The following is a 19478-nucleotide window of genomic DNA, read 5'->3' on the forward strand; positions in this document are numbered from 1 at the left end:
GTGCCCGCGCCCGCAGCGGGGCACACTGCACCGCGATGACCGAGACCGATCCGCAGCGCGCCGTCCGCACCCTCGCCGACGACCACGTCCACCGCCTCGCCGCCCTCGACCCGATCCTCGCCGGCGAGCTCGGGTGGTCCGACCGGATCGACGAGCTGCCCGACCTCTCGCCCGACGGGATCGCCGCCGGCGACGAGGTCCGGCGCGACACGCTCGCCCGGCTCGCGGCGCTGCCCGCCCCCACCGACGCCGACGAGCGCCGCTGCGCCCGGCTGCTCACGGAACGCCTGGAGGCCGAGCTCGCGCACAGCGGGTCGGGGGAGCCGCTGCGCTCGGTGCAGGAGCTGTTCGGCCCGCCCGCCGGTGTGCGGACGGCGTTCACCCTGATGCCGACCGCGACCGAGGACGACTGGGCCGCGGTGGCCCGCCGGTCCGCCCGCGTCCCGGCCGCGCTGGAGGGCTACCGGCGCACGTTGGAGGAGGGCCGCCGACGGGGCCTGTTCGCGGCGCCGCGGCAGGTGGTGCGGGTGGCGGCCCAGCTGCGGGCCTGGCTCGACGACGACGGCGGGCGCGGCTGGTTCTCGGCCTTCGCGCACGATGCCGAGGTCGGACCCGCCGTCCGGAGCGAGCTCGACCGGGGCACGGCGGCCGCGGCCGGGAGCCTCGCGGGGCTGCGGGACTGGCTGCTCGAGGAGTACCTCCCGGCCGCCGAGGGCACGCCGGACGGGGTCGGGGCCGAGCGCTACCGCGTCGCCGCGCGGTACTGGAACGGCACCGACCTCGACGTCGACGAGGTGTACGCGTGGGGCTGGTCGGAGTTCCTCCGGCTGCGCGACGAGATCGCCGTCGAGGCGGAGCGGGTGCTCCCCGGGGCGGGTGTCGCCGCGGCGATGACCCACCTGGACACGGCGGGCGAGGTGATCGTCGGCGGCGAGGCGGCCGTCGCGCACCTGCAGGAGCTGATGGACGCGACGATCGCGACCCTCGACGGGACGCAGTTCGACCTGTCCGGTCCGATCCGGCGGGTCGAGGCGCGGCTGGCGCCGGTGGGCAGCGCCGCGGCGCCCTACTACATCCCGCCGTCGATGGACTTCGCCCGCCCGGGCAGCACCTGGCTGCCCGCGTCGTCGGACGACCGCTACCCGATGTGGGGCCTGTACTCGACCTGGTACCACGAGGGCGTCCCCGGGCATCACCTGCAGCTCGCGTCGTGGCCGCTGCACGCCGAGCGGCTCTCGCTCTACCAGACCTCGATGGCCGGGGCGGTGAGCGCGAACGTCGAGGGCTGGGCGCTCTACGCCGAGCGCCTCATGGACGAGCTCGGGCACCACTCCGACCCGGGATCGCGGCTGGGCTACCTCGACGCCCAGATGCTGCGGGCGATCCGGGTGGTCATCGACCTGGGCATGCACCTGTCGCTGCCGATCCCGGACGACTCGCCGGTCAGCGCGGGCGAGCGGTGGACCCCGGAGCTCGCGCGGGAGTTCTTCGGGCGGCACAGCGGCCGGTCGGTCGAGATGCTCGACTCGGAGCTGATCCGCTACCTCGGCGGGCCGGGGCAGGCGATCGGCTACAAGCTCGGGGAGCGGGCGTGGCTCGCGGGGCGGGAGGAGGCTCGTCGTCGGGCGGGCGACGCGTTCGACCTGCCGGCCTGGCACGCGGCCGCCCTGGCCCAGGGATCCCTGGGCCTGGACGACCTGCGAGGTGAGCTGGCGCTCCTGTGAGTACTCATCCGTGCTCCAGCACGGATGAGTACTCACAGGGCGGAGCCACCTCAGTGCCGCAGACCCGCCTCGCGCATGAGCGGCATGACCTGCTCGCCGAACTGGTCGATCTCCACGTTGTAGTCGAGGAAGCCCATGATCATGCCCTCCATGCCGTGGTCGGAGAGCTGCTGGAACCCCTCGACGACCTGCTCGGGCGTGCCGACCAGCGGCTGTCCGGCCCAGCCGGCGATGAAGCGCTCCTGGAACTTCTCGATCTGCTCGTTGAACGACTGCGACTCCATGCCGATGATCGACATGAGGTTGCGGGCGCCCGGCCAGTCGCCCTCGTCGATGATGCGCTGGTGGTCGCGCTTGGCCTCGGCCTCGGTGTCGCGGCAGACGACGAGCCCGTAGGTCATCGTCGAGATCGCGCGCTGGTAGTCCTCGCGGGCCTTGCGCTTGATGTCCTTCGTGTAGTCGGCCATCGCGTCCATGTCGAGCGAGGCGAAGTTGATGTCGACGTACTTCGCGGAGAAGTCGGTGCCCGACTTCGAGTTGCCGGCGTTGATGAGCACCGGGCGCGGGTCCTGGACCGGCTTCGGCTCGGACTCCAGGTTCTCGGCCTGGAAGTACGTGCCCTCGAAGTCGAACTCGCCCTCGGCGGTCCAGAGGCGCTCGACGAGTTCGAGCCACTCCCCGCCGTAGACGTAGCGCTCGTCGTGCTCGAGCTGCTTCGGGTTGAACATCCCCATCTCCGGGGTGAACCAGCCCATCACCAGGTTCATCCCGAACCGGCCCTTGGCGATGTGGTCGTTGGTGACGGCCATGTTCGCGGCGACGACGGGGTGCACCGTCGGGATGTGGGTGGTGGTGAAGACCGTGATCTGCTCGGTGCACTCGGCGATGCCGGCGGCCCAGGTGAACGTCTCGAAGTTCGTGCCGTTGAAGTTGACGTTGCCGCCGAAGCCCTTCCAGCGGGCGACCGGGACCATGGCCTCCATGCCGAGCCGGTCGGCCTTCTGCGCGATGGACTTCGTGTGGTCCCAGGTGATCTCGTAGGTGGTCGGCGCGTCGGTCATGCACAGGCCGCCCGAGCAGTTCGACCCGAACAGCCCGAGCTTCATCTTCTGGTCGTTGAAGATCGACGGCCCGGTGCGCGGGTGCTCCAGGGGCAGCGTCTGCTCGCGGCCGTACGTGATCGTCTGGACCATGGGGGTGACCTCCAGCGGCGTCGTCGGTGACTGCGATCACGCTAGGAAGTCGTGCGCAGCCGTTCCATCCGCGAGGCGCAGGCGGCCATCCGAAGTGCGCAGGCCGGTCGTCAGGAACGCAGCGTCTGCGAGGGCAGCCGCCCGTACTTCGCGCGGTACTGCTCGGAGAAGCGCCCCTGGTGCAGGAACCCCCAGGCGGCCGCGAGCTCGCTGACCGAGCGGTCCGCCGGGTCGGCCGCGACGAGGTCGGCGTGCACGCGGGCGAGGCGGACGTCGCGGACGTACTCGCTCGGCGTCATCCCGACGTGGCGCGCGAACGTGACCTGCAGCGTGCGGGTGGAGACGCCCATCCGCCGGGCGAGCTGCGGGATGCTGAACGGCTCCGCGGCGTGGGCCTCGATGAACTCGAGGGCCCGGCGCACGACGGTGGGCCGGTCCTCGGTCCTCGGCGCGAGCAGCTCGTTCGTGTACTGGTGGCCGACCCCGTGCAGGAGTGCGGTGAGCACGTAGGTCTCGAGCTGGGCGCGGGCGAGCGGGGCCGCGGCGATGCCGCCCGGCCGGTCGAGCTCGGTCTGCAGGAACCGCACCGCGCTCATCAGCGCCGCGCCGTGACCCGACGTCAGGTCCATCGAGACGTCGAAGTCCAGCGCGTCGTGGATCGGGTGCCCGAGCAGGCCGCCGAGGTGTTCCTCGAGCGGCCCGCGGGGGAACTTCATCGCGAACTGGGTCGCCTCGGGGGTCCACGTGACCGTCGAGTCCTCGGTCGGCAGCAGCACCGCCCCGCTGCGCCCGCCCTCGGTGATCGCCCGCTCCCGCCCCCGACGACGGGTCACCTCGGTCCGCCCGGAGAGGGTCAGGTTCACGTGGTAGCAGTGCTCGAGCGGCGGCAGGTCGAGCGAGGCGTGCGCGCCGTAGACGAGGTAGCCGAGCGTCAGTCGGTCGGAGGCGACGCTGTTCAGCCGCGCGTCGAGCGGGCGCCCGCCGAGGGAGTCCAGCTCGTGCGGGACGTAGACCTCGGTGACGACGTGCCGGGCCTCGTCGACGTCGTCGGTGTTCATCACCGCGTGCGCGGCCAGGGGTTCCTCGGTCGGAGCGCTCACCTGCATGACCCCTTGCTCGATCACGCCGTCGTGTGGTGTCGGCCACCGTGGCACGCGGACGAAATGCGTGCAACCAAACCGATCCCGACTCCACCTGGCTCGAGATCCGGTCCTGCGGAGCGACGTGCGCGCTCAGCGAGCACATTGCTCGGCGGGTCCGGATCATGCCGCGCTGCGGCGGCCCGTTCCTGACGACGGTGCGTGCCCGACCTGGCGGGTCTCCGCTCGACCATGATCACGACGTCGTGCGCGACACGCGCAAGCGCTGATGCGACACGCTCACGAAGATCCGGACCATGCGCGGGCGACCGCCCGCCTCGAGGCCGCGACGATGTGGCGATCCGCCGACGGGATGACAGCAACGACGCTTCGCTGCCATCCAGAGGTGCACCCTGCGCGAATCGGCTGACGGCGTGCGCGAGACGGATGGGGGCCACGACGACGGGTCCCTAACGTTCCGGGGGTACTCCCACCCCGTGAGCGCGCACCCGGAGGTCGACCGGTGACCCTGTCCCTGCTCGGTCTCGTCGGGTCGCCCAACGCGGGGGGTCGCTCGTCGACCGCGCTGGCGGCGTTCCTCGACGCCACAGGGGTGCCGAGCACCGTCGTCGAACTCGGCGAGGGACCGGACCCCGAGGACCTGCAGCGTGCCGCGGAGGCCGCGGACGGCGTCGTGTTCGCGACCCCGACCTACCGCGCCCGCTCGTCCGGGCTGATCAAGGCGTTCCTGGAGAACACGCAGCGCGGCGCCCAGGGGGAGCAGCGTGCACCGCTGCGCGGCAAGGCCACCGCGATCCTGCACACCGGCAACGCCGCCGAGCACTTCCTCGCCGTCGACGACCTGCGCTCGGTGCTGGCCGGGTTCTTCGCCGCCCAGGTCCTCTCGCCGGGACTGTTCCTGCACGGCGGGCACTACGGTCCCGACGGGGAACTCACCGCCGAGGCCCTCGACCTGGTCGCCGCCCACGGACGCGCGTTCGGCCAGTTCACCGGGGCCGTGCGCGGCGCGCCCGCCGTCACCGCGCTGGCGCCGTTGCTGTGATCCCCGCCGAGGCCGCCCGCCGTCGAGAAGGAGCCGTCGTGACCCTGACCGCCGAGATCGTCGACGTCGTCGACCACGCGGTCGCCGACCTCGGCCGCGGTCGACCCGTCGTCGTGCACGGGGGCAGCCAGGGCGCGGTCCTGGTGGCCGCGGCCGCCGGGATCGACCCGTCCACCGTCGCGTTCCTCGTCCGGTACGGCAGCGGGTTCCTGGAGGCAGCCGCCCCGCCGTCGTTGCTCGACGCGCTCGACCTGCCGCCGGCGCACGGCCGCAGCGCCCGCACGGTGCCGTTCGACGCGGCGACCGGCGTGAGCACCGGCATCAGCGCCACCGAACGGGCGCGCACCCTCGCCCTCCTCGCCGACCCCGCGACCCGCCCGGACGACCTCACCCGGCCCGGCCACGTCGTCGCCACCGCGACCCGGGCCGGACGGGCCGACACCGTCGAGGTCGCCTCCGCCCTCGCCGCGCTCGCGGGGCTCGGACCGGTCGCGGTGCTCTGCACGATGCTGGACGAGGAGACGGGCGAGCTCCTGGACCCCGTCACCGCTATCGCCTTCGCCCGGGTCGAGGGCCTCGTGGACCTCGCCGTCACCGATCTGATCTCGAGGTGAGAAGCATGGAACAGTTCCGGATGCTGATCGGCGGCCGCGCCGTCGACGCGATCTCGGGGAAGACCTTCGACTCGCAGAACCCCTACACCGGGGAGACCTGGGCGTCGATCCCCGACGGCGGGCCCGAGGACGTCGACGCGGCCGTCGCCGCCGCGCGCTCGGCCTTCGAGGGCGAGTGGGGCGCCATGACCGGGTTCGCCCGCGCCGCCTGCCTGCGCCGCCTCGGCGACCTCATCGGACAGAACGCCGAGCGCCTCGCGACCCTCGAGGTCAACGACTCCGGCAAGCTCTACCGCGAGATGCTCGGGCAGCTCAACGGCCTCGGCGGCTGGTACCACTACTTCGCGGGGCTGGCCGACAAGATCGAGGGCGCGCAGATCCCCTCGCCGAACCCGAACTACCTCGTCTACACCCGCCGCGAGCCGATCGGCGTCGTCGCCGCGATCACGCCGTGGAACTCGCCGCTGCTGTTGATGACCTTCAAGCTCGCGCCGCTGCTGGCGGCCGGCTGCACGGTCGTCGTCAAGCCGAGCGAGCACGCCCCGGCCTCCACCCTGGGCTTCGTCGAGCTGATCGAGCAGGCGGGCATCCCGGCGGGCGTCGTCAACGTGGTCACCGGCCTCAGCCGCGAGACCGGCGCGCACCTGGCGGCGCATCCCGGCGTCGACAAGGTGGCCTTCACCGGGTCCACGGCGACCGGCAAGCACGTCGGTCAGGCCGCGATGGAGAACCTCAACCCGGTCACCCTCGAGCTCGGCGGGAAGTCGCCGCAGGTGGTGTTCCCCGACGCCGACCTGCAGGCCGCCGCGAACGGCCTCGTCGCGGGCGTGTTCGCCGCGACCGGGCAGACCTGCATGGCCGGCTCCCGCCTCATCGTGCATGCCGACGTCCACGACGAACTCGTCCGGCTCGTCGCCGAGCGTGCCTCGTCGATCAAGCTCGGCAACCCGATGGACGCCGAGACCGAGATGGGCCCGGTGGCCAACCAGCCGCAGTACGAGAAGGTGCTCGGCTACCTCGAGAAGGCCCGCGCCGAGGGCGCGACGATCGCCTACGGGGGGTCGGCCGAGGAGTCGCTGGGCAGCTACTTCGTCAAGCCGACCGTGCTGAGCGTGAAGCCCACCGACACCGTGTACCGCGAGGAGGTCTTCGGGCCGGTCCTCTCCGCCGTCACGTTCACCGACGAGGACGAGGCGATCAAGCTCGCCAACGACACGCCCTACGGCCTGGCCGGGGCGGTCTGGACCAAGGACATCCACCGTGGCCACCGGGTCGCCGGGAAGATCCGGGCCGGCACGGTGTGGATCAACGCCTACCGCGTCCTGTCGCCGAGCGTGCCCTTCGGCGGGTTCAAGCAGTCCGGGCTGGGCCGCGAGAACGGCCTGAACGGCATCGACGCCTACCTCGAGACGAAGGCGGTGTGGGTCGAGCTGACCGGCGGCACCCGGGACCCGTTCACCTTGGGCTGACGCATGTGAGCACTTTCCGTCGCCGGAGGCACGGAAAGTGCTCACATGCGGGTACCGCACCTGCATGAAGGCCATCGCCTACACCGAGCCCTCCGGCCCGTTCACCGAGATCGACCAACCCGACCCGACCCCCGGACCCCGTGACCTCGTCGTCGAGGTCCGGGCGGTCTCGGTCAACCCGGTGGACACGAAGCTCCACCACGGCGTCGACCCGGGCGGGGAGCCGAAGGTCCTCGGCTTCGACGCGGCCGGGGTGGTCACCGCCGTCGGCGACGAGGTGACGCTGTTCGCCGTCGGGGACGAGGTCATGGAGGCCGGCTCGATCCTGCGGCCGGGCACGAACGCGCAGTACCACGTGGTCGACGAGCGCATCGTCGGCCGCAAGCCCGCGACGCTGGACTGGGCCGAGGCCGCGGCCCTGCCGCTCACCGCGATCACGGCCTGGGAGTCGCTCTTCGACCGCTTCCGTCTTCCCGACGACCGCTCGCGCACGTTGCTCGTCATGGGTGCGGCCGGTGGGGTCGGCTCCATGGTGCTGCAGTACGCCCGGGCCCTGACCGACCTCACGCTCGTCGGCACCGCGTCGCGGGAGGCCTCCCGCGACTGGGCCACCGCGATGGGCGCCCACCACGTCGCCGACCACCACGACCTCCTCGCCTCGGTGCGCGAGGTCGCCCCCGACGGCGTCGACCTGGTGTTCTCGCCCTTCACCGAGGGCATGATCGAGACCTACGCGGAGCTGCTGAACCCCGGCGGCGGCATCGTCGCGATCGACGAGCCCGAGGGCCTGGAGACGCTGCCGCTGAAGGACAAGAGCCTCGCGCTGCACTGGGAGCTCATGTTCACGCGGCCGATGTTCGAGGCGGCCGACATGATCGCCCAGCACGAGCTGCTGGACCGCACCGCGGAGCTCGTCGAGGCCGGCACGGTGCGCACGACGCTGTCCGAGCGGTTCGACGGCCTCACGCCCGAGAACCTGCAGCGCGCCCACGAGCTGGTGGAGAGCGGGCGGATGACGGGGAAGGTCGCGATCACCGTCTGAGGCCCGCGAGGAAGTGCGCCGTCTCCCGGGTCGCCGGGTAGAGGGCGCGGTAGTGCTCGTGCATCGCGTCGTGGAGCTCCCGGGTCGCCGGGTCCGGCCGCACGGTCCCGACGACGGGGTTCCACGTCGTGATGTCGGGCCCGGCCCCGACCGCCACCGCCGCGAGCCAGGCGTCCCCGAGGGCGGCGCCGGTGGTGTCGGCCGGGACGTCCTGGGGCAGGCCGGTCACGTCGCTGACGATCTGCGTCCACACCCCGCCCGCCGTGCCCCCGCCCACCGCGACGAGGCGGGGGTCGGGCGCCGGGAACGCCGCGAGGTTGTGCCGCACGCCGTGTGCGATCCCCTCCAGCGCGGCCCGGTACAGCGCGGGCGCCTCGTGCTGCGTCGTCAGCCCGATCAGCACCCCACGGGCGTCGGGGTCGAACACGGGCGTGCGCTCCCCGGCGAAGTAGGGGAGCAGCAGCAGACCGTCCGCGCCGGCCGGGACCTCGCCGGCCGCCGCCGTCAGCGCCGCGTGGTCACCGCCGACGAGGTCGCGCAGCCACGTGGTGACGGCCCCGCCGGTGGCCATCCCGGCCGCCGTGGTGAAGGAGCCCGGTGCGAGCCCGCGCGTCGACCACAGCGTCTCGTGCCGCGCGGGCGCCGGGGCCGTCTGCACCAGGAACATCGTCGTGCCGTACATGACCATCGTGTCGCCCGGACCGGACACGCCCACCGACGCCGCCTCGGCCCAGGCGTCGATCGTCCCGGACGTGACCGGGGTGCCCGCGCGCAGCCCGGTCTCCGCCGCGGCCGCCGCGGTCACGTGTCCGGCCACCTCGGTCGACCACGCCAACCGCGGCAGCGCCAGGCCCGGCGCGACCTCGTCGGCCACGTCGTGGGCCCAGTCGGCGGAGTCGAGGTCGTGGAGCGGGTCGCACTGGCTCGCCGAGTGCTGGTCGAGCACGTACTCGCCGGTCAACCGGTGCACCAGGTACGAGCTCGCCATCAGCAGCATCGCCGTGCGGTCCCAGACCTCCGGCTCGTGCCGGCGCAGCCACGCGATCTTCGGCCCCACCGCCTGGCTCGACAGTGGCGTCCCGCCCCGGCGCAGGATCTCCGCCGCCCCGAACCGCTCGGTCAGCTCGGCGACCTCCCGCGTGGCCCGCGTGTCGACGCCGTAGAGGATCGCGGGCCGCAGCGGGCGCCCGTCGGCGTCGGCCGGCAGCAGGACCGGGCCGATCCCGCTCACGCCCACCGCGTCGGGCGTGCCACCGAGCTCGCGGGTGAGGTGGACGAAGTCATGCCACCAGACGCCCTCCGCGTCGTGCTCGACGTGGCCGGGAGCGGGGTACGACGTCGCATGCTCGACCTGGGCCCGGGCCAGGACGGTGCCGTCGTCGCCGACGAGGACGCCCTTCGAGCTCTGCGTCCCGATGTCGACGCCGAGGTACGTGGGCATCTCAGCCGAGGTCGATCCGCACGCCGTCCAGCTCCAGGGCATCGACCTCGACGTAGCGGCCCTCCTGCAGCGAGAGCACGGTGGTCGCGCCCTCGGGGTCGACGAGGACGTAGTGCCGGACCCCCGCCGACGCGTACTCGTCCGCCTTCATGATCCGGTCGGTCCGTCGGGAGCCCGGGGACAGGACCTCGACCGCGACCCGGACCTCGGCGGCCTCGCAGCGGGCCCGCCGGTCCACGATCGCCGCGGGCACCACCACGACGTCGGGGACGCGCACCGTCGGGAAGGGGTCGCCCTCGACGACGATCTCGACCTCGATCACCGTGAGCCATGCGGAGGGCACCTGCTCGTCCAGAGCCCGGGCGATGCGCGCGACCGCGCGGCCGTGGATGAACTGCGCTCGGGGCGACACGACCAGTACCCCCTCCACGAGCTCGACGTGATGGAGCTCGTCCTCGGGGAGCGCCTCCCAGTCCGCGAGCTCGAGCAGCCGCGAGGGAGCGGAGTAGCTGATGCTCATGTCACCTCCTCGGTGCCCGTCGATCGTGACACGTTCCCGACGACGGGTGGGGCCGATTCACTCGGCCCGATACGCCTGGATCGCGTCGTGCACGTACTGCGCGAGGCCCGGCTCCAGGTCGTCGTAGGTCGTGGTGAAGCGCTCGTCGGTGACGTACAGGCACGCGAGGTTGCGGTGCATCTCCGGCGAGAGGTCGTAGAACCGCTCGTGGATCTGGCGCCCGTGCGCCTCGGCGGCCGCGCGGGCCGGCTCCGAGTCCGGGGCCGCGCCGGATCGCTTCGCGGCGACGAAGGCGGCGTTCACCGCGTCGGTCTCGGCCTTGATCGCGACCCAGTCGTCCTTGGTGTAGCGCGCGGTCCGCTCCTGGGACTGGCGCCACTGCTCGGTGTCGCCCCAGCGCTCCTGCGCCTCGGCCTGGTACTCGTCCTTGAAGCCGTCACCGAAGAGCTCCTTGCGCTCCTCACGGGTCAGCTGGATTCCGTCCACTTCTGCCTCCAGGGCTCGGTCGATGGCCACGACGAGGTCGGTGAGCTCGTCGAGCCGGTGGGTGACCGCGTCCCGCTGCCGACGCAGGTGGGCCGCGACGTCCGCGCCCGGGTCGTCGAGGAGGACGGCGATGTCCTCCAGGGCGAACCCGAGCCGGCGGTAGACCACGACGTGCTGCAGGCGGGTGATGTCGGACTCGGCGTACAGGCGGTAGCCCGACGGGCTGCGACCGCTCGGGCGGAGCAGCCCGATCTCGTCGTAGTGGTGCAGCGTGCGCACCGTCAGCCCGAAGCGTTCGGCGAGCCGACCCACCGTGAGCCCCGTGTCCGTCATCCCGGTCATGATGGAGAGGTTCCGGCCTGACGTCGCGTGAGGGTCAAGTGCAACTGCGAGATGCCGTGCCCGACGACCTCGAAGCGCTCGTCGGGATCTGGCGGCGGGCCGTCGAGGCGACCCACCACTTCCTCGACCCGGCGCACCTCGAGGAGTTCCAGGCGCAGCTGCGCACCCACCTGCCGCGGGCGGCGGCCCGCGTCGCCGTCGGTCCCGACGACCGGCCGCTCGGCTTCCTCGCCGCGCGCGGCGGCGAGATCGACATGCTCTTCGTCGACCCGGCGGCGCACGGTCGCGGCGTCGGGACCGCGCTGCTCGACGACGTTCGCGCCCCGATCCTCACCCTGGACGTCAACGAGCAGAACGAGTCGGCGTGGGCCTGGTACCGGCGCCGTGGGTTCGTCGAGACCGGTCGCGCGGAGACCGACGCGGACGGCCTGCCGTACCCGTTGATCCACCTCCGACGGGTCACCCCACCTTGACCACCGAGGGCCACCATCGGTCACAATGAGTGGTGGGGGCGGGCTGTGGGTTTCGCAAGGGGACGACGTGATCACCAGTGACGAGACGATGATCGTGACCGACGTGGGGCCGCCGCGGGCCTTCGACCAGGCCTGCCGGATGGTGGTCGACTACCTCGGTGAGACCGTGCCGCTCGGCGCGTGGGCGGTGACCCGCGTGGCCGCCGGCTGGCAGACCGTGCTCGTGGCGCACGACCGCGACTACGGGCTCGCCCCCGGCGCGGGGAACCGGTGGACCGACACGATGTGCCGCACGATGATCTCGGGCGAGACCCCGCGGGTGGTGCCCGACGTCGCCCTCCGCCCCGAGCTGGCCGCGCCGCACGAGTCCGCGGCCGCGCTCGACTTCCCGATCGGCGCCTACGTCGGGACCCCGATCGTCCAGCCCGGCGGTGAGCTGTTCGGCACCCTGCTCGGCATCAACCGGGACCCGATGGACCCCGGCTTCGTCGAGCACGAGGGGCTCCTCGACCTGCTGTCGAGCCTGCTCTCCAGCGTGCTCGAGGCGGACACCACGTCCGTCGAGTCGGCCCGGGAGCTCGAGCGGGCCGTGTCCGACGCCGAGACCGACCAGCTGACGGGGCTGCTCAACCGGCGCGGCTGGACCCGCTGGCTGGAACGCGAGGAGGAGCGGTTCCGCCGCTTCGGTGACCCGGCCTGCGTGGTGATGATGGACCTCGACGGCCTGAAGACGGTCAACGACACCGAGGGCCACGAGGCCGGGGACCGCTACCTGCAGCGCACGGCCGAGACGCTGCGCCACGCCACCCGCCACGGCGACCCGCTGGCCCGCCTCGGCGGCGACGAGTTCGCCATGGTCGCGACGGTCGGTCCCGACGACGCCGGCCCCCTCGTGGACCGGCTGCACCGGGTGCTCGACGAGGCCGGCACGCCCTGCTCGATCGGCGTCGCGCCGGTGGGCGTCGCCACGGGCTTCTCGGAGGCGGTGTCGGAGGCGGACGCCGCGATGTACTCGGACAAGCGGGCACGGAAGGCCGGCACCCGTTCGTAGGGACCGGACCGCCCGAGGGGGTGGTCGTCGGGCTCCGGACGGGTAGCGCGGACGGTCGGGGTGGTACGCCGGTGGCGCGTCCCGCGACGACGAGGGGGTCCTGGTGCCGACGCGACTCACGGAGGTGGCGGCCGAGCTCGTGCCGCCGAGGGCGTTCGACGCGGCGTGCCGCATGGTCGTCGACTACCTGGCCGACACCGTGCCGATGGGGGTCTGGGCGGTGTCCCGGGTGGTCGGGCGCCGCCAGACGATGCTCGTGACGGCGGACCGGACCTACGGGCTGCGCCCGGGGGCGGAGGTCGCGTGGTCGACGTCGCTGTGCCGGACGATGTCGCTGGGCTCGACCCCGCGGGTGGTGCCGGACACCGCCCTCGTGCCCGACCTCGCCGAGGCGGTCGACGCGCAGGCGCGCGACGCGGTGCGCGTGGGCGCGTACGTGGGCACGCCGGTCCTGCAGCCCGACGGGTCGCTGTTCGGCACCGTCGTCGGCCTCAACCCCGACCCGCTGCCCGAGACGTACCTGGCGCACGAGACCCTGCTGGACCTGCTCTCCAGCCTCCTGTCGAGCGTGCTGGAGGCCGACAGCACCGCCGTGGAGACCGCCCGCGCCCTCGAGCGTGCGGTGTCCGACGCGGAGACCGACCCGCTGACGGGGCTGCTGAACCGGCGGGGCTGGCAGCGCTGGATGGAGCGCGAGGAGGACCGGTTCCGCCGCTTCGGCGACCCCGCCGCGGTGGTGATGTTCGACCTCGACGGCCTCAAGACCGTCAACGACACCGAGGGCCACGACGCGGGGGACCGCTACCTGCGGCGCACCGCGCGGACCCTGCTCGGGGCGGTGCGCACCGGTGACCCGCTGGCCCGTCTCGGTGGCGACGAGTTCGGGCTGGTCGCCTCGGTCGGCGCCGACGACGCGGCGCGGCTGGCCGACCGGCTCCAGGCGGTGCTCGCCGACGCCGACGTCCCGTGCTCGGTGGGCGCGGCGCCGTTCCGGGTCGACGGCGGGTTCGCGCAGGCCCTGGCCGACGCCGATGCCGCCATGTACGCGAACAAGCGTGCCCGCAAGACCGCGGGGGCGGTGCACGCGGGCGTCGCCGGGGTGCACGAGCCGGCCGTCGAGGTGACACCGGCGCACTGACCCCCGTCCCCCCGTGGCAGCGAAGCGTCGTTGCATGCATCCAGTGGCAGGAACGCCACATCGTGGACACGCCCGTTCGGGCATGATCACCCCGTGGCGGACTGGAGCGCGTTCCCCGGACTCCTGGACCGCGCGCTCGCCGTGCAGCAGCCCCAGGTCGACCTGACGCTCCGACTGGCCCGGGCGCGCTCCGACCGGACCCCCGCCCAGGTCGTGACCGTCCTCGAGCGGACCTACCTCACGACGGTCACCGCCGCCGGGGCCTCGGTCGGGGCCTCCGCCGCCGCTCCCGTCGTCGGGACGGGGCTGGCCGTGGCCCTGGGCGGGGGCGAGCTGGCCTTCTCGCTCAACGCGGCCGTGCTCCACGCCCTCGCGGTGGCCGCGGTCCACGGGGTGCGGCCCGACGAGGTCGACCGCCGCCGGCTGCTCGTGCTCGCCGTTCTCGGGGGAGCGCGGGGGACCGCGATCGTGGAGGAGGCTGCCGGCGTGGTCGGCGGTACCTGGGGTGCGGCCGCCGTGCGGCGCATCCCCGCCGGTCAGCTCCTCAAGGTCCAGCGGGTGCTGACGCAGAACGCCGTCACCACCTTCGGCGCGGCGCAGGGGCGGGCGTTGTGGGGGAAGGTGCTGCCGTTCGGGTTCGGCGCGGTCCTCGGGGGCGTGGGCAACGCGCTCGTCGCGCGGAGTGTGATCGCGAATGTGCGCGAGGCGCTGGGCGACCCACCGGAGACCTGGCCCGCTCCACCGGTCCCACCGCGAGAGGTCTAGCTTGACGGAACAACTGTTTCGTCGAGCAAGGAGTTCACGTGAAGATCGGGATGGCCGTGCTGCGGCTCGTGGTCGGACTGCTGTTCGTCGGGCACGGCATGCAGAAGCTCGCGGGCTGGTTCGGCGGCGGCGGGATCGACGGCACGGCGCAGGGCTTCGAGGCGATGGGGATTCGCCCGGGGCGGGACAACGCCGTCGCCGCCGGCCTCTCCGAGGCGGGCGGCGGTGCCCTGCTGGCCGCCGGTCTCGCGACGCCGTTGGCGGCGACGATGGTCTCGGGTGCGATGGGGTCGGCCGTCTACCACGTGCACAAGGACAACGGCCCCTGGGTGAGCCAGGGCGGCTGGGAGTACAACGCCGTGTTGACCGCGGTCGTGTTCGCCGTCGCGGCCGCCGGGCCCGGTGAGCTCTCCCTCGACCACGCGTTCGGCATCGAGCGTTCCGGCCCGGCCATCGCGCTCGCCGCGATCAGCGCCGGCCTGCTCGGCTCGGCGGGGGTCGCCGCGCGCGCGAGGTCGCTGGCCTGACGGCGTCCGGGACACTGCGGGGATGTTCCGGAGTCACGCGGCAGGGGGAGTGGTCGTCGACCCGGCGGGGCGGGTGGTCGTCGTGCGGCAGCGCTCGCAGACGTGGTCGCTGCCCAAGGGGCACGTGGAGGACGGCGAGGGCGTCCTCGACGCGGCCCGCCGCGAGATCCACGAGGAGTGCGGGCTCGCCGACCTCGAACTCGTCGGTGAGCTGGGGTCGTTCAGCCGGCTCGCGGTCCGGCACGGCCTGCCGGAGCACAAGACGATCACGCTGTTCCTGTTCCGCAGCGACCCCGCCGAGCTGCGCCCGCTCGACCCGGCCAACCCGGAGGCCCGCTGGGTGCCGGCCGCCGAGGTCGCCGGCCTGCTCTCCCATCCCGCCGACGGCCGCTTCTTCCGCGAACGGGCGCTCCCGCTCATTCCCGACGACGGAGGTGCTCGCTGAGGAACGCCGCGAGCGTCTCGCGGTGGCGGCGGTCGGCCTCGTCGTCGTGCGTGGGGTTGTCGGGCACCGCGAAGCCGTGCGCGGCCGGGTAGGTCTCGAGGGTCAGCGTGACCCCCGCCGTGTCGCAGGCCTCCTGCAGTCGGGCGGCCTGGTCGGCGTCGAAGCTCGCGTCGTCGGTCGCCGCGGCCACGTACACCGCCGCCCGGATCGAGGGGGCGAGCAGGTGCGGGCTCGACGGGTCGTCCGCGGCGGCGAGGTTCCCGCCGTGGAAGGTCGCGACGGCCCGGACGTGCTCCGGCTCGGCCGCCGCCGCGCGGAACGCCATCGACCCGCCGAAGCAGTAGCCGACCGCACCGACCCCGCCCGGGGCCACCTCGGCCCGGGTGAGCAGCACCGCGACGAGGGCCCGCGCGTCGGTGACCACCTGGCTCGGCGTGAGCGCGCCCGCGAGGGCGGTCAGCCGGGCGAACTCCTCGGGGTCCCCGAACAGCGTCGCGGTGTCGAACGGCGCGTAGGGCGTCCGGTGGTAGATGTCGGGCAGCAGGACGGCGAAGCCGCGCCCGGCCAGCGCGTCCGCCATCCCGGCGAGCGTCTCGCGCACCCCGCCGGCGTCGGGGTAGTACACGACCCCGGGCCACGGTCCCGAGCCCTCGGGCGTGTGCAGGGTCGCGCGGCAGGTGCCGTCGGGGGTCTCGACGGCGAGCTCGGTACGGGTCACGGGGGCATCGTCGACCTTCCCGACGGCGGGTGCGGTGCGGTTCGCCGACCGCGAACGGGCACTGTCCGCTCCCGGCCCTAGGGTCGCGGCGATCAGGACCCGAGGGGGACGCGATGACGCAGCACTGGGTGTGGGTGACCGGGCCGGACTACTACCTCGACGAGGACGGGAACGAGAATCCCGAGCTGGACCCCGACCGCGGCTATTCGACCGACGACTGGTGGACGTGTCACAAGGACACGCGCGCCGGCGACCTCGTTCTCCTCTACCGGTCGACGGTGAAGAAGGACGTCGCCTACCTGATTCGCACCACGACCGATGCGCATCCACTCGACGAGGCGCAGGTCCAGGAATTCGGACGCGGCCACCAGTGCGGCTTCGAGGTCTTGCAGCGGCTGCCTCGACCAATTCCTCTTGCCGAGATGAAGGCCGACCCCGTCGTCGCGACCTGGCCTGCGCTGCGGGCAGCGTTCGTCAAGAGCGCCTGGGCAGTGCCCGACGATGTCTGGGCGCGGATCCTCGAGCTCGCCGGGGTGACCACCGCTGTCCTGGAGAGCCGGATCGTGGCGGCGAACAAGGTCGACACGTTGGAGAAGACGATCTGTCGGGAGCTCAAGGAGAAGAGTCAACTCCTGAAGGCACAGGGGTTGGACTTCAAGGAATTGATCATCGAGAAGGCTCCGGGGCCCGGCGCGGGACGGGCCGACCTGATCGGGTTCGGCCGGGTGAAGAACCCGAAGGTCGTGATCGAGGTCAAGAAGGGCAGGGTGGGCCCCGGAGCGGTGGGCCAGGTGGTTCGGTACCGCGACGCGTTGATCACCAAGTACCGGCCGGGTCGGGCGATCGAGGGGGTGCTGATCGGCGAGAGCATCGACCGCGACGCGCTCGTTCTGATGCGCCATCTCCCGCGACTGCGGTTCATCGCCCTCGCCGACCTCGACCTCGACTGCCTTCGAGCCTGATCGGCGGGCCGTCGTGCCCGCTCGTGCCAGGTCGGGCAGGATCACCCGGCCGAGGATCTCGTGGGGGTTGCCAGGTGAAGCTGTCGGTCGTATTGGACCAGGTCGACAACGGGACGATGCTGCTCCCCGAGTTCCAGCGGGGGTACGTCTGGAACCGCGACCAGGTCCGCGGGCTGATGAAGTCGGTCTACCGCGAGTTCCCGGTCGGTGCCCTGCTCGTGTGGGAGACCGACGTCTCCGCCGACCGGACGCGGGGTGGCGGGGTTTTCGCCGCTTCCGGGGGGCAGAAGCGGCTCCTGCTCGACGGCCAGCAGCGGGTGACGAGTCTCTACGGCGTCATCCGGGGCGAGGCGCCTGGCTTCTTCGACGGCGATCCGGAGGCCTTCACCGGCCTGCACTTCAACGTCGAGACCGAGGAGTTCCTCTTCTACGCGCCGACGCGCATGAGGAACGACCCGCGGTGGATCGACGTCACCTCGCTCTTCCGCAAGGGCATGGCGTCGGTCATCCCGAGCCTCACGCGTCTCGGACTCGACGACGACGTCTTCTCGTGCTACGTCGAACGTCTCACGCAGCTCACGAACATCAGCAGCCGTGACTTCCACATCGAGGTCATCACGGGCGCCGACAAGACGATCGACGTCGTCGTCGACATCTTCAACCGCGTCAACTCCGGCGGGACCAAGCTCTCCAAGGGCGACCTCGCCCTCGCCCGCATCTGCTCGGAGTGGGACCAGGCCCGACCGACCATGCGGCGTTTCGTCGACGACTGGTCACGGCGGGGATTCTCCTTCAGCCTGGACTGGGTCCTGCGCAACACCACCGCCGTCGCCACCGGCCGCGCGCCCTTCAGCGCCCTCGCCGACGTCTCGGCCGACGACTTCGAGGTCGCGCTCGCCGGCGCCCACCGGCACGTCGACCACCTGCTCCACACCCTCCTCGAGCGTTTCGGGCTCGACCACGACCGGGTCCTGCTGGGAAAGAGCGCCTTCCCGGTCCTGACCCGCGTCCTCGATCGCAGTGAGGACGGGCGGTTCTCGGGCCCGGCCGAGGCCAATCGAGCCATGGCCTGGATCGTCCACGCGGCGCTGCGCGGCCGATACACCGGCGCGATCGAGACCAACCTCAACAAGGACCTGCAGATCGCCGACGCCGAGGGCGTCGACGGGTTGCTCGCCTCCCTGACGAGGCTGCACAAGGGATCGCTCGCGATCCGGGCCGAGGACTTCGAGGGGGTCGGACGGGGCGCCCGCTCCTATCCGCTGCTCTACCTGCTGACGCGCGCGGTCGCCGGGAGAGACCTGTTGACGGGCCAGGTGTTCGATCGCACCGTGGCCTCCCTGCACGTCCAGGAGATCTTCCCGAAGGCGGCGCTCGTCGCCCACGGCTACCCCCGCAACGAGATCAACGCGATCGCCAACTTCGCGTTCGTCACCCACGGCTCGGGCGCCCGCCTCGGCGACCGGCTCCCCACCGAGGCCCTCGCCGACTGCTCGCCGGACGGGTTGCGTGCCCAGTGGATTCCCGCCGACAGGGAGCTGTGGACGGTCGAGAGGTATCCCGAGTTCCTCGCCGCGCGCCGCGCCCTGCTCGCCGACGAGGCCGACCGCTTCCTCGCCGCTCTCGCCGAGGGTTCCGCACCGTGGCCCTCGCCGCCGCTCTACGGTATGGACGCCCCGACCGAGACGATCGACCGGGGAGCCCGGGCCGCACAGATCAAGGCCCTGCTCGACGAGTTCGCCGCGCTGGGTTTCGCCGACCCGATGGTCGACTGCGACGTCCCCGACCTCGTCACCGGTCAGCTCCTCGCGCACGCCGAGGCGTTCTGGCCCGACGGGCTCCAGGCCGGTCAGGACGAGGCCGTCGTGCTCGAGCTCGACCCGGACGAGGCGGACCTCGACCGGCTCGCCGAGAACGGCTGCCGTGTCTTCACCTCGGTCGACACCCTGCGCAACTTCGCCCTCCGCCGCCAGGCGGTGATCCGGGGCGACGAGCCGGACGAGGGGACGCGGCACCCGGCCCCCGCCGTGCGCGAAGAGGCCGTTCCCGACGACGAGCGGGGTCCGGTCGACGCGGACGGGGCGCCGGTCGAGGCCGAGTTCGAGCGCGCGGTGCTCGCGCAGATCGACACCTGTGTCGCCGATCTGCGCTACAACCCGAGCTACCTGCGTCTTCTGGTGTCCCAGCACGGGACGCTGGGGACGGCGCGCCGGCTGCTGGCCCAGCCGGCCGTCAGCGACGGCTTCGTCAAGCTGCACGAGAACCGCCGTCTGGACCTGACGATCGAAGCTCTCGTCGTCGACCCCCGGTTCGCCGCGCTGTTCTCCGAGCAGGAGCGTGAGATCGCGCGGACCCGGCTCGCGGAGTTCGGCTGGTCCGCCGCCGCCTGATCCGGACGGCTGTCGAGGCTGTCGGACCCGTCGCCT

General features: G+C 72.7%; 19 protein-coding genes. 13 read left to right on the plus strand and 6 right to left on the minus strand.

The window, feature by feature from the left end; all coding sequences use genetic code 11:
- Nucleotides 1-35 precede the first annotated feature (35 nt).
- Nucleotides 36-1724: a DUF885 domain-containing protein gene (locus ACQPYX_RS13235; RefSeq protein WP_433803372.1), complete on the plus strand. Its 1689-nt coding sequence runs from the start codon at nucleotides 36-38 to the stop codon at nucleotides 1722-1724.
- Between the two features lie 50 nt (nucleotides 1725-1774).
- On the opposite strand, the gene ACQPYX_RS13240 is transcribed toward ACQPYX_RS13235, so the two are convergent.
- A complete protein-coding gene (locus tag ACQPYX_RS13240) occupies nucleotides 1775-2917 on the minus strand; it encodes an LLM class flavin-dependent oxidoreductase (protein WP_433803373.1) in 1143 nt (380 codons plus the stop codon).
- 110 nt (nucleotides 2918-3027) lie between these two features.
- On the minus strand, nucleotides 3028-4017 hold the full coding sequence (locus ACQPYX_RS13245) for an AraC family transcriptional regulator (protein ID WP_433803374.1): 990 nt from the start codon (nucleotides 4015-4017) through the stop codon (nucleotides 3028-3030).
- Nucleotides 4018-4519: 502 nt separating this feature from the next.
- On the opposite strand from ACQPYX_RS13245, the gene ACQPYX_RS13250 reads away from it, so the two are divergent.
- From ACQPYX_RS13250 to ACQPYX_RS13265, 4 genes are all read left to right on the plus strand, one after another.
- On the plus strand, nucleotides 4520-5059 hold the full coding sequence (locus ACQPYX_RS13250) for an NAD(P)H-dependent oxidoreductase (RefSeq protein WP_433803375.1): 540 nt from the start codon (nucleotides 4520-4522) through the stop codon (nucleotides 5057-5059).
- A 38-nt stretch (nucleotides 5060-5097) separates the two neighbouring features.
- The gene (locus tag ACQPYX_RS13255; RefSeq protein WP_433803376.1) at nucleotides 5098-5673 is read left to right on the plus strand and encodes a 3,4-dihydroxy-2-butanone-4-phosphate synthase; all 576 of its coding nucleotides are present in this window, start codon (nucleotides 5098-5100) and stop codon (nucleotides 5671-5673) included.
- Nucleotides 5674-5678: 5 nt separating this feature from the next.
- The gene (locus ACQPYX_RS13260; RefSeq protein ID WP_433803377.1) at nucleotides 5679-7142 is read left to right on the plus strand and encodes an aldehyde dehydrogenase; all 1464 of its coding nucleotides are present in this window, start codon (nucleotides 5679-5681) and stop codon (nucleotides 7140-7142) included.
- Nucleotides 7143-7206: 64 nt separating this feature from the next.
- Nucleotides 7207-8184 carry a zinc-binding alcohol dehydrogenase family protein gene (locus ACQPYX_RS13265; protein ID WP_433803378.1) on the plus strand — a complete coding sequence of 326 codons (978 nt, stop codon included), beginning with the start codon at nucleotides 7207-7209 and terminating at the stop codon, nucleotides 8182-8184.
- Here the strand turns inward: ACQPYX_RS13265 and ACQPYX_RS13270 are convergent.
- From ACQPYX_RS13270 to ACQPYX_RS13280, 3 genes are read right to left on the minus strand one after another with little or no spacing between them, the layout of a single operon-like run.
- Complete coding sequence (locus ACQPYX_RS13270; RefSeq protein ID WP_433803379.1) at nucleotides 8174-9625, minus strand: FGGY-family carbohydrate kinase; 1452 nt, start codon at nucleotides 9623-9625, stop codon at nucleotides 8174-8176. The two genes, ACQPYX_RS13265 and ACQPYX_RS13270, sit on opposite strands and share 11 nt — an antisense overlap.
- 1 nt (nucleotide 9626) lies before the next feature.
- Nucleotides 9627-10145 carry a Uma2 family endonuclease gene (locus tag ACQPYX_RS13275; RefSeq protein WP_433803380.1) on the minus strand — a complete coding sequence of 173 codons (519 nt, stop codon included), beginning with the start codon at nucleotides 10143-10145 and terminating at the stop codon, nucleotides 9627-9629.
- A gap of 57 nt (nucleotides 10146-10202) precedes the next feature.
- The gene (locus ACQPYX_RS13280; RefSeq protein WP_433803381.1) at nucleotides 10203-10964 is read right to left on the minus strand and encodes a MerR family transcriptional regulator; all 762 of its coding nucleotides are present in this window, start codon (nucleotides 10962-10964) and stop codon (nucleotides 10203-10205) included.
- A 47-nt stretch (nucleotides 10965-11011) separates the two neighbouring features.
- On the opposite strand from ACQPYX_RS13280, the gene ACQPYX_RS13285 reads away from it, so the two are divergent.
- From ACQPYX_RS13285 to ACQPYX_RS13310, 6 genes are all read left to right on the plus strand, one after another.
- A complete protein-coding gene (locus ACQPYX_RS13285) occupies nucleotides 11012-11446 on the plus strand; it encodes an acetyltransferase (protein ID WP_433803382.1) in 435 nt (144 codons plus the stop codon).
- Between the two features lie 67 nt (nucleotides 11447-11513).
- Complete coding sequence (locus tag ACQPYX_RS13290) at nucleotides 11514-12497, plus strand: sensor domain-containing diguanylate cyclase (RefSeq protein WP_433803383.1); 984 nt, start codon at nucleotides 11514-11516, stop codon at nucleotides 12495-12497.
- A gap of 103 nt (nucleotides 12498-12600) precedes the next feature.
- Entirely contained in the window at nucleotides 12601-13635 is a 1035-nt protein-coding gene (locus tag ACQPYX_RS13295; protein WP_433803384.1) for a GGDEF domain-containing protein, read from the plus strand.
- 93 nt (nucleotides 13636-13728) lie between these two features.
- Nucleotides 13729-14400: a hypothetical protein gene (locus tag ACQPYX_RS13300; RefSeq protein ID WP_433803385.1), complete on the plus strand. Its 672-nt coding sequence runs from the start codon at nucleotides 13729-13731 to the stop codon at nucleotides 14398-14400.
- Nucleotides 14401-14438: 38 nt separating this feature from the next.
- Nucleotides 14439-14927 carry a DoxX family protein gene (locus ACQPYX_RS13305; protein ID WP_433803386.1) on the plus strand — a complete coding sequence of 163 codons (489 nt, stop codon included), beginning with the start codon at nucleotides 14439-14441 and terminating at the stop codon, nucleotides 14925-14927.
- Between the two features lie 22 nt (nucleotides 14928-14949).
- Nucleotides 14950-15372: an NUDIX domain-containing protein gene (locus ACQPYX_RS13310; RefSeq protein WP_433803387.1), complete on the plus strand. Its 423-nt coding sequence runs from the start codon at nucleotides 14950-14952 to the stop codon at nucleotides 15370-15372.
- On the opposite strand, the gene ACQPYX_RS13315 is transcribed toward ACQPYX_RS13310, so the two are convergent.
- Nucleotides 15344-16090, minus strand: coding sequence for a dienelactone hydrolase family protein (locus ACQPYX_RS13315; RefSeq protein ID WP_433803388.1), 747 nt, complete (start codon nucleotides 16088-16090; stop codon nucleotides 15344-15346). The genes ACQPYX_RS13310 and ACQPYX_RS13315 overlap by 29 nt on opposite strands.
- A 113-nt stretch (nucleotides 16091-16203) precedes the next feature.
- Between ACQPYX_RS13315 and ACQPYX_RS13320 the strand changes: the two genes are divergently transcribed.
- Nucleotides 16204-17052: a hypothetical protein gene (locus ACQPYX_RS13320; protein WP_433803389.1), complete on the plus strand. Its 849-nt coding sequence runs from the start codon at nucleotides 16204-16206 to the stop codon at nucleotides 17050-17052.
- 74 nt (nucleotides 17053-17126) lie between these two features.
- On the plus strand, nucleotides 17127-19442 hold the full coding sequence (locus ACQPYX_RS13325; protein ID WP_433803390.1) for a GmrSD restriction endonuclease domain-containing protein: 2316 nt from the start codon (nucleotides 17127-17129) through the stop codon (nucleotides 19440-19442).
- The last annotated feature ends 36 nt before the right edge of the window (nucleotides 19443-19478 follow it).

Origin of the sequence: Actinomycetospora sp. CA-084318 (genome assembly GCF_050955885.1) — a bacterium.
GTDB lineage: Bacteria > Actinomycetota > Actinomycetes > Mycobacteriales > Pseudonocardiaceae > Actinomycetospora.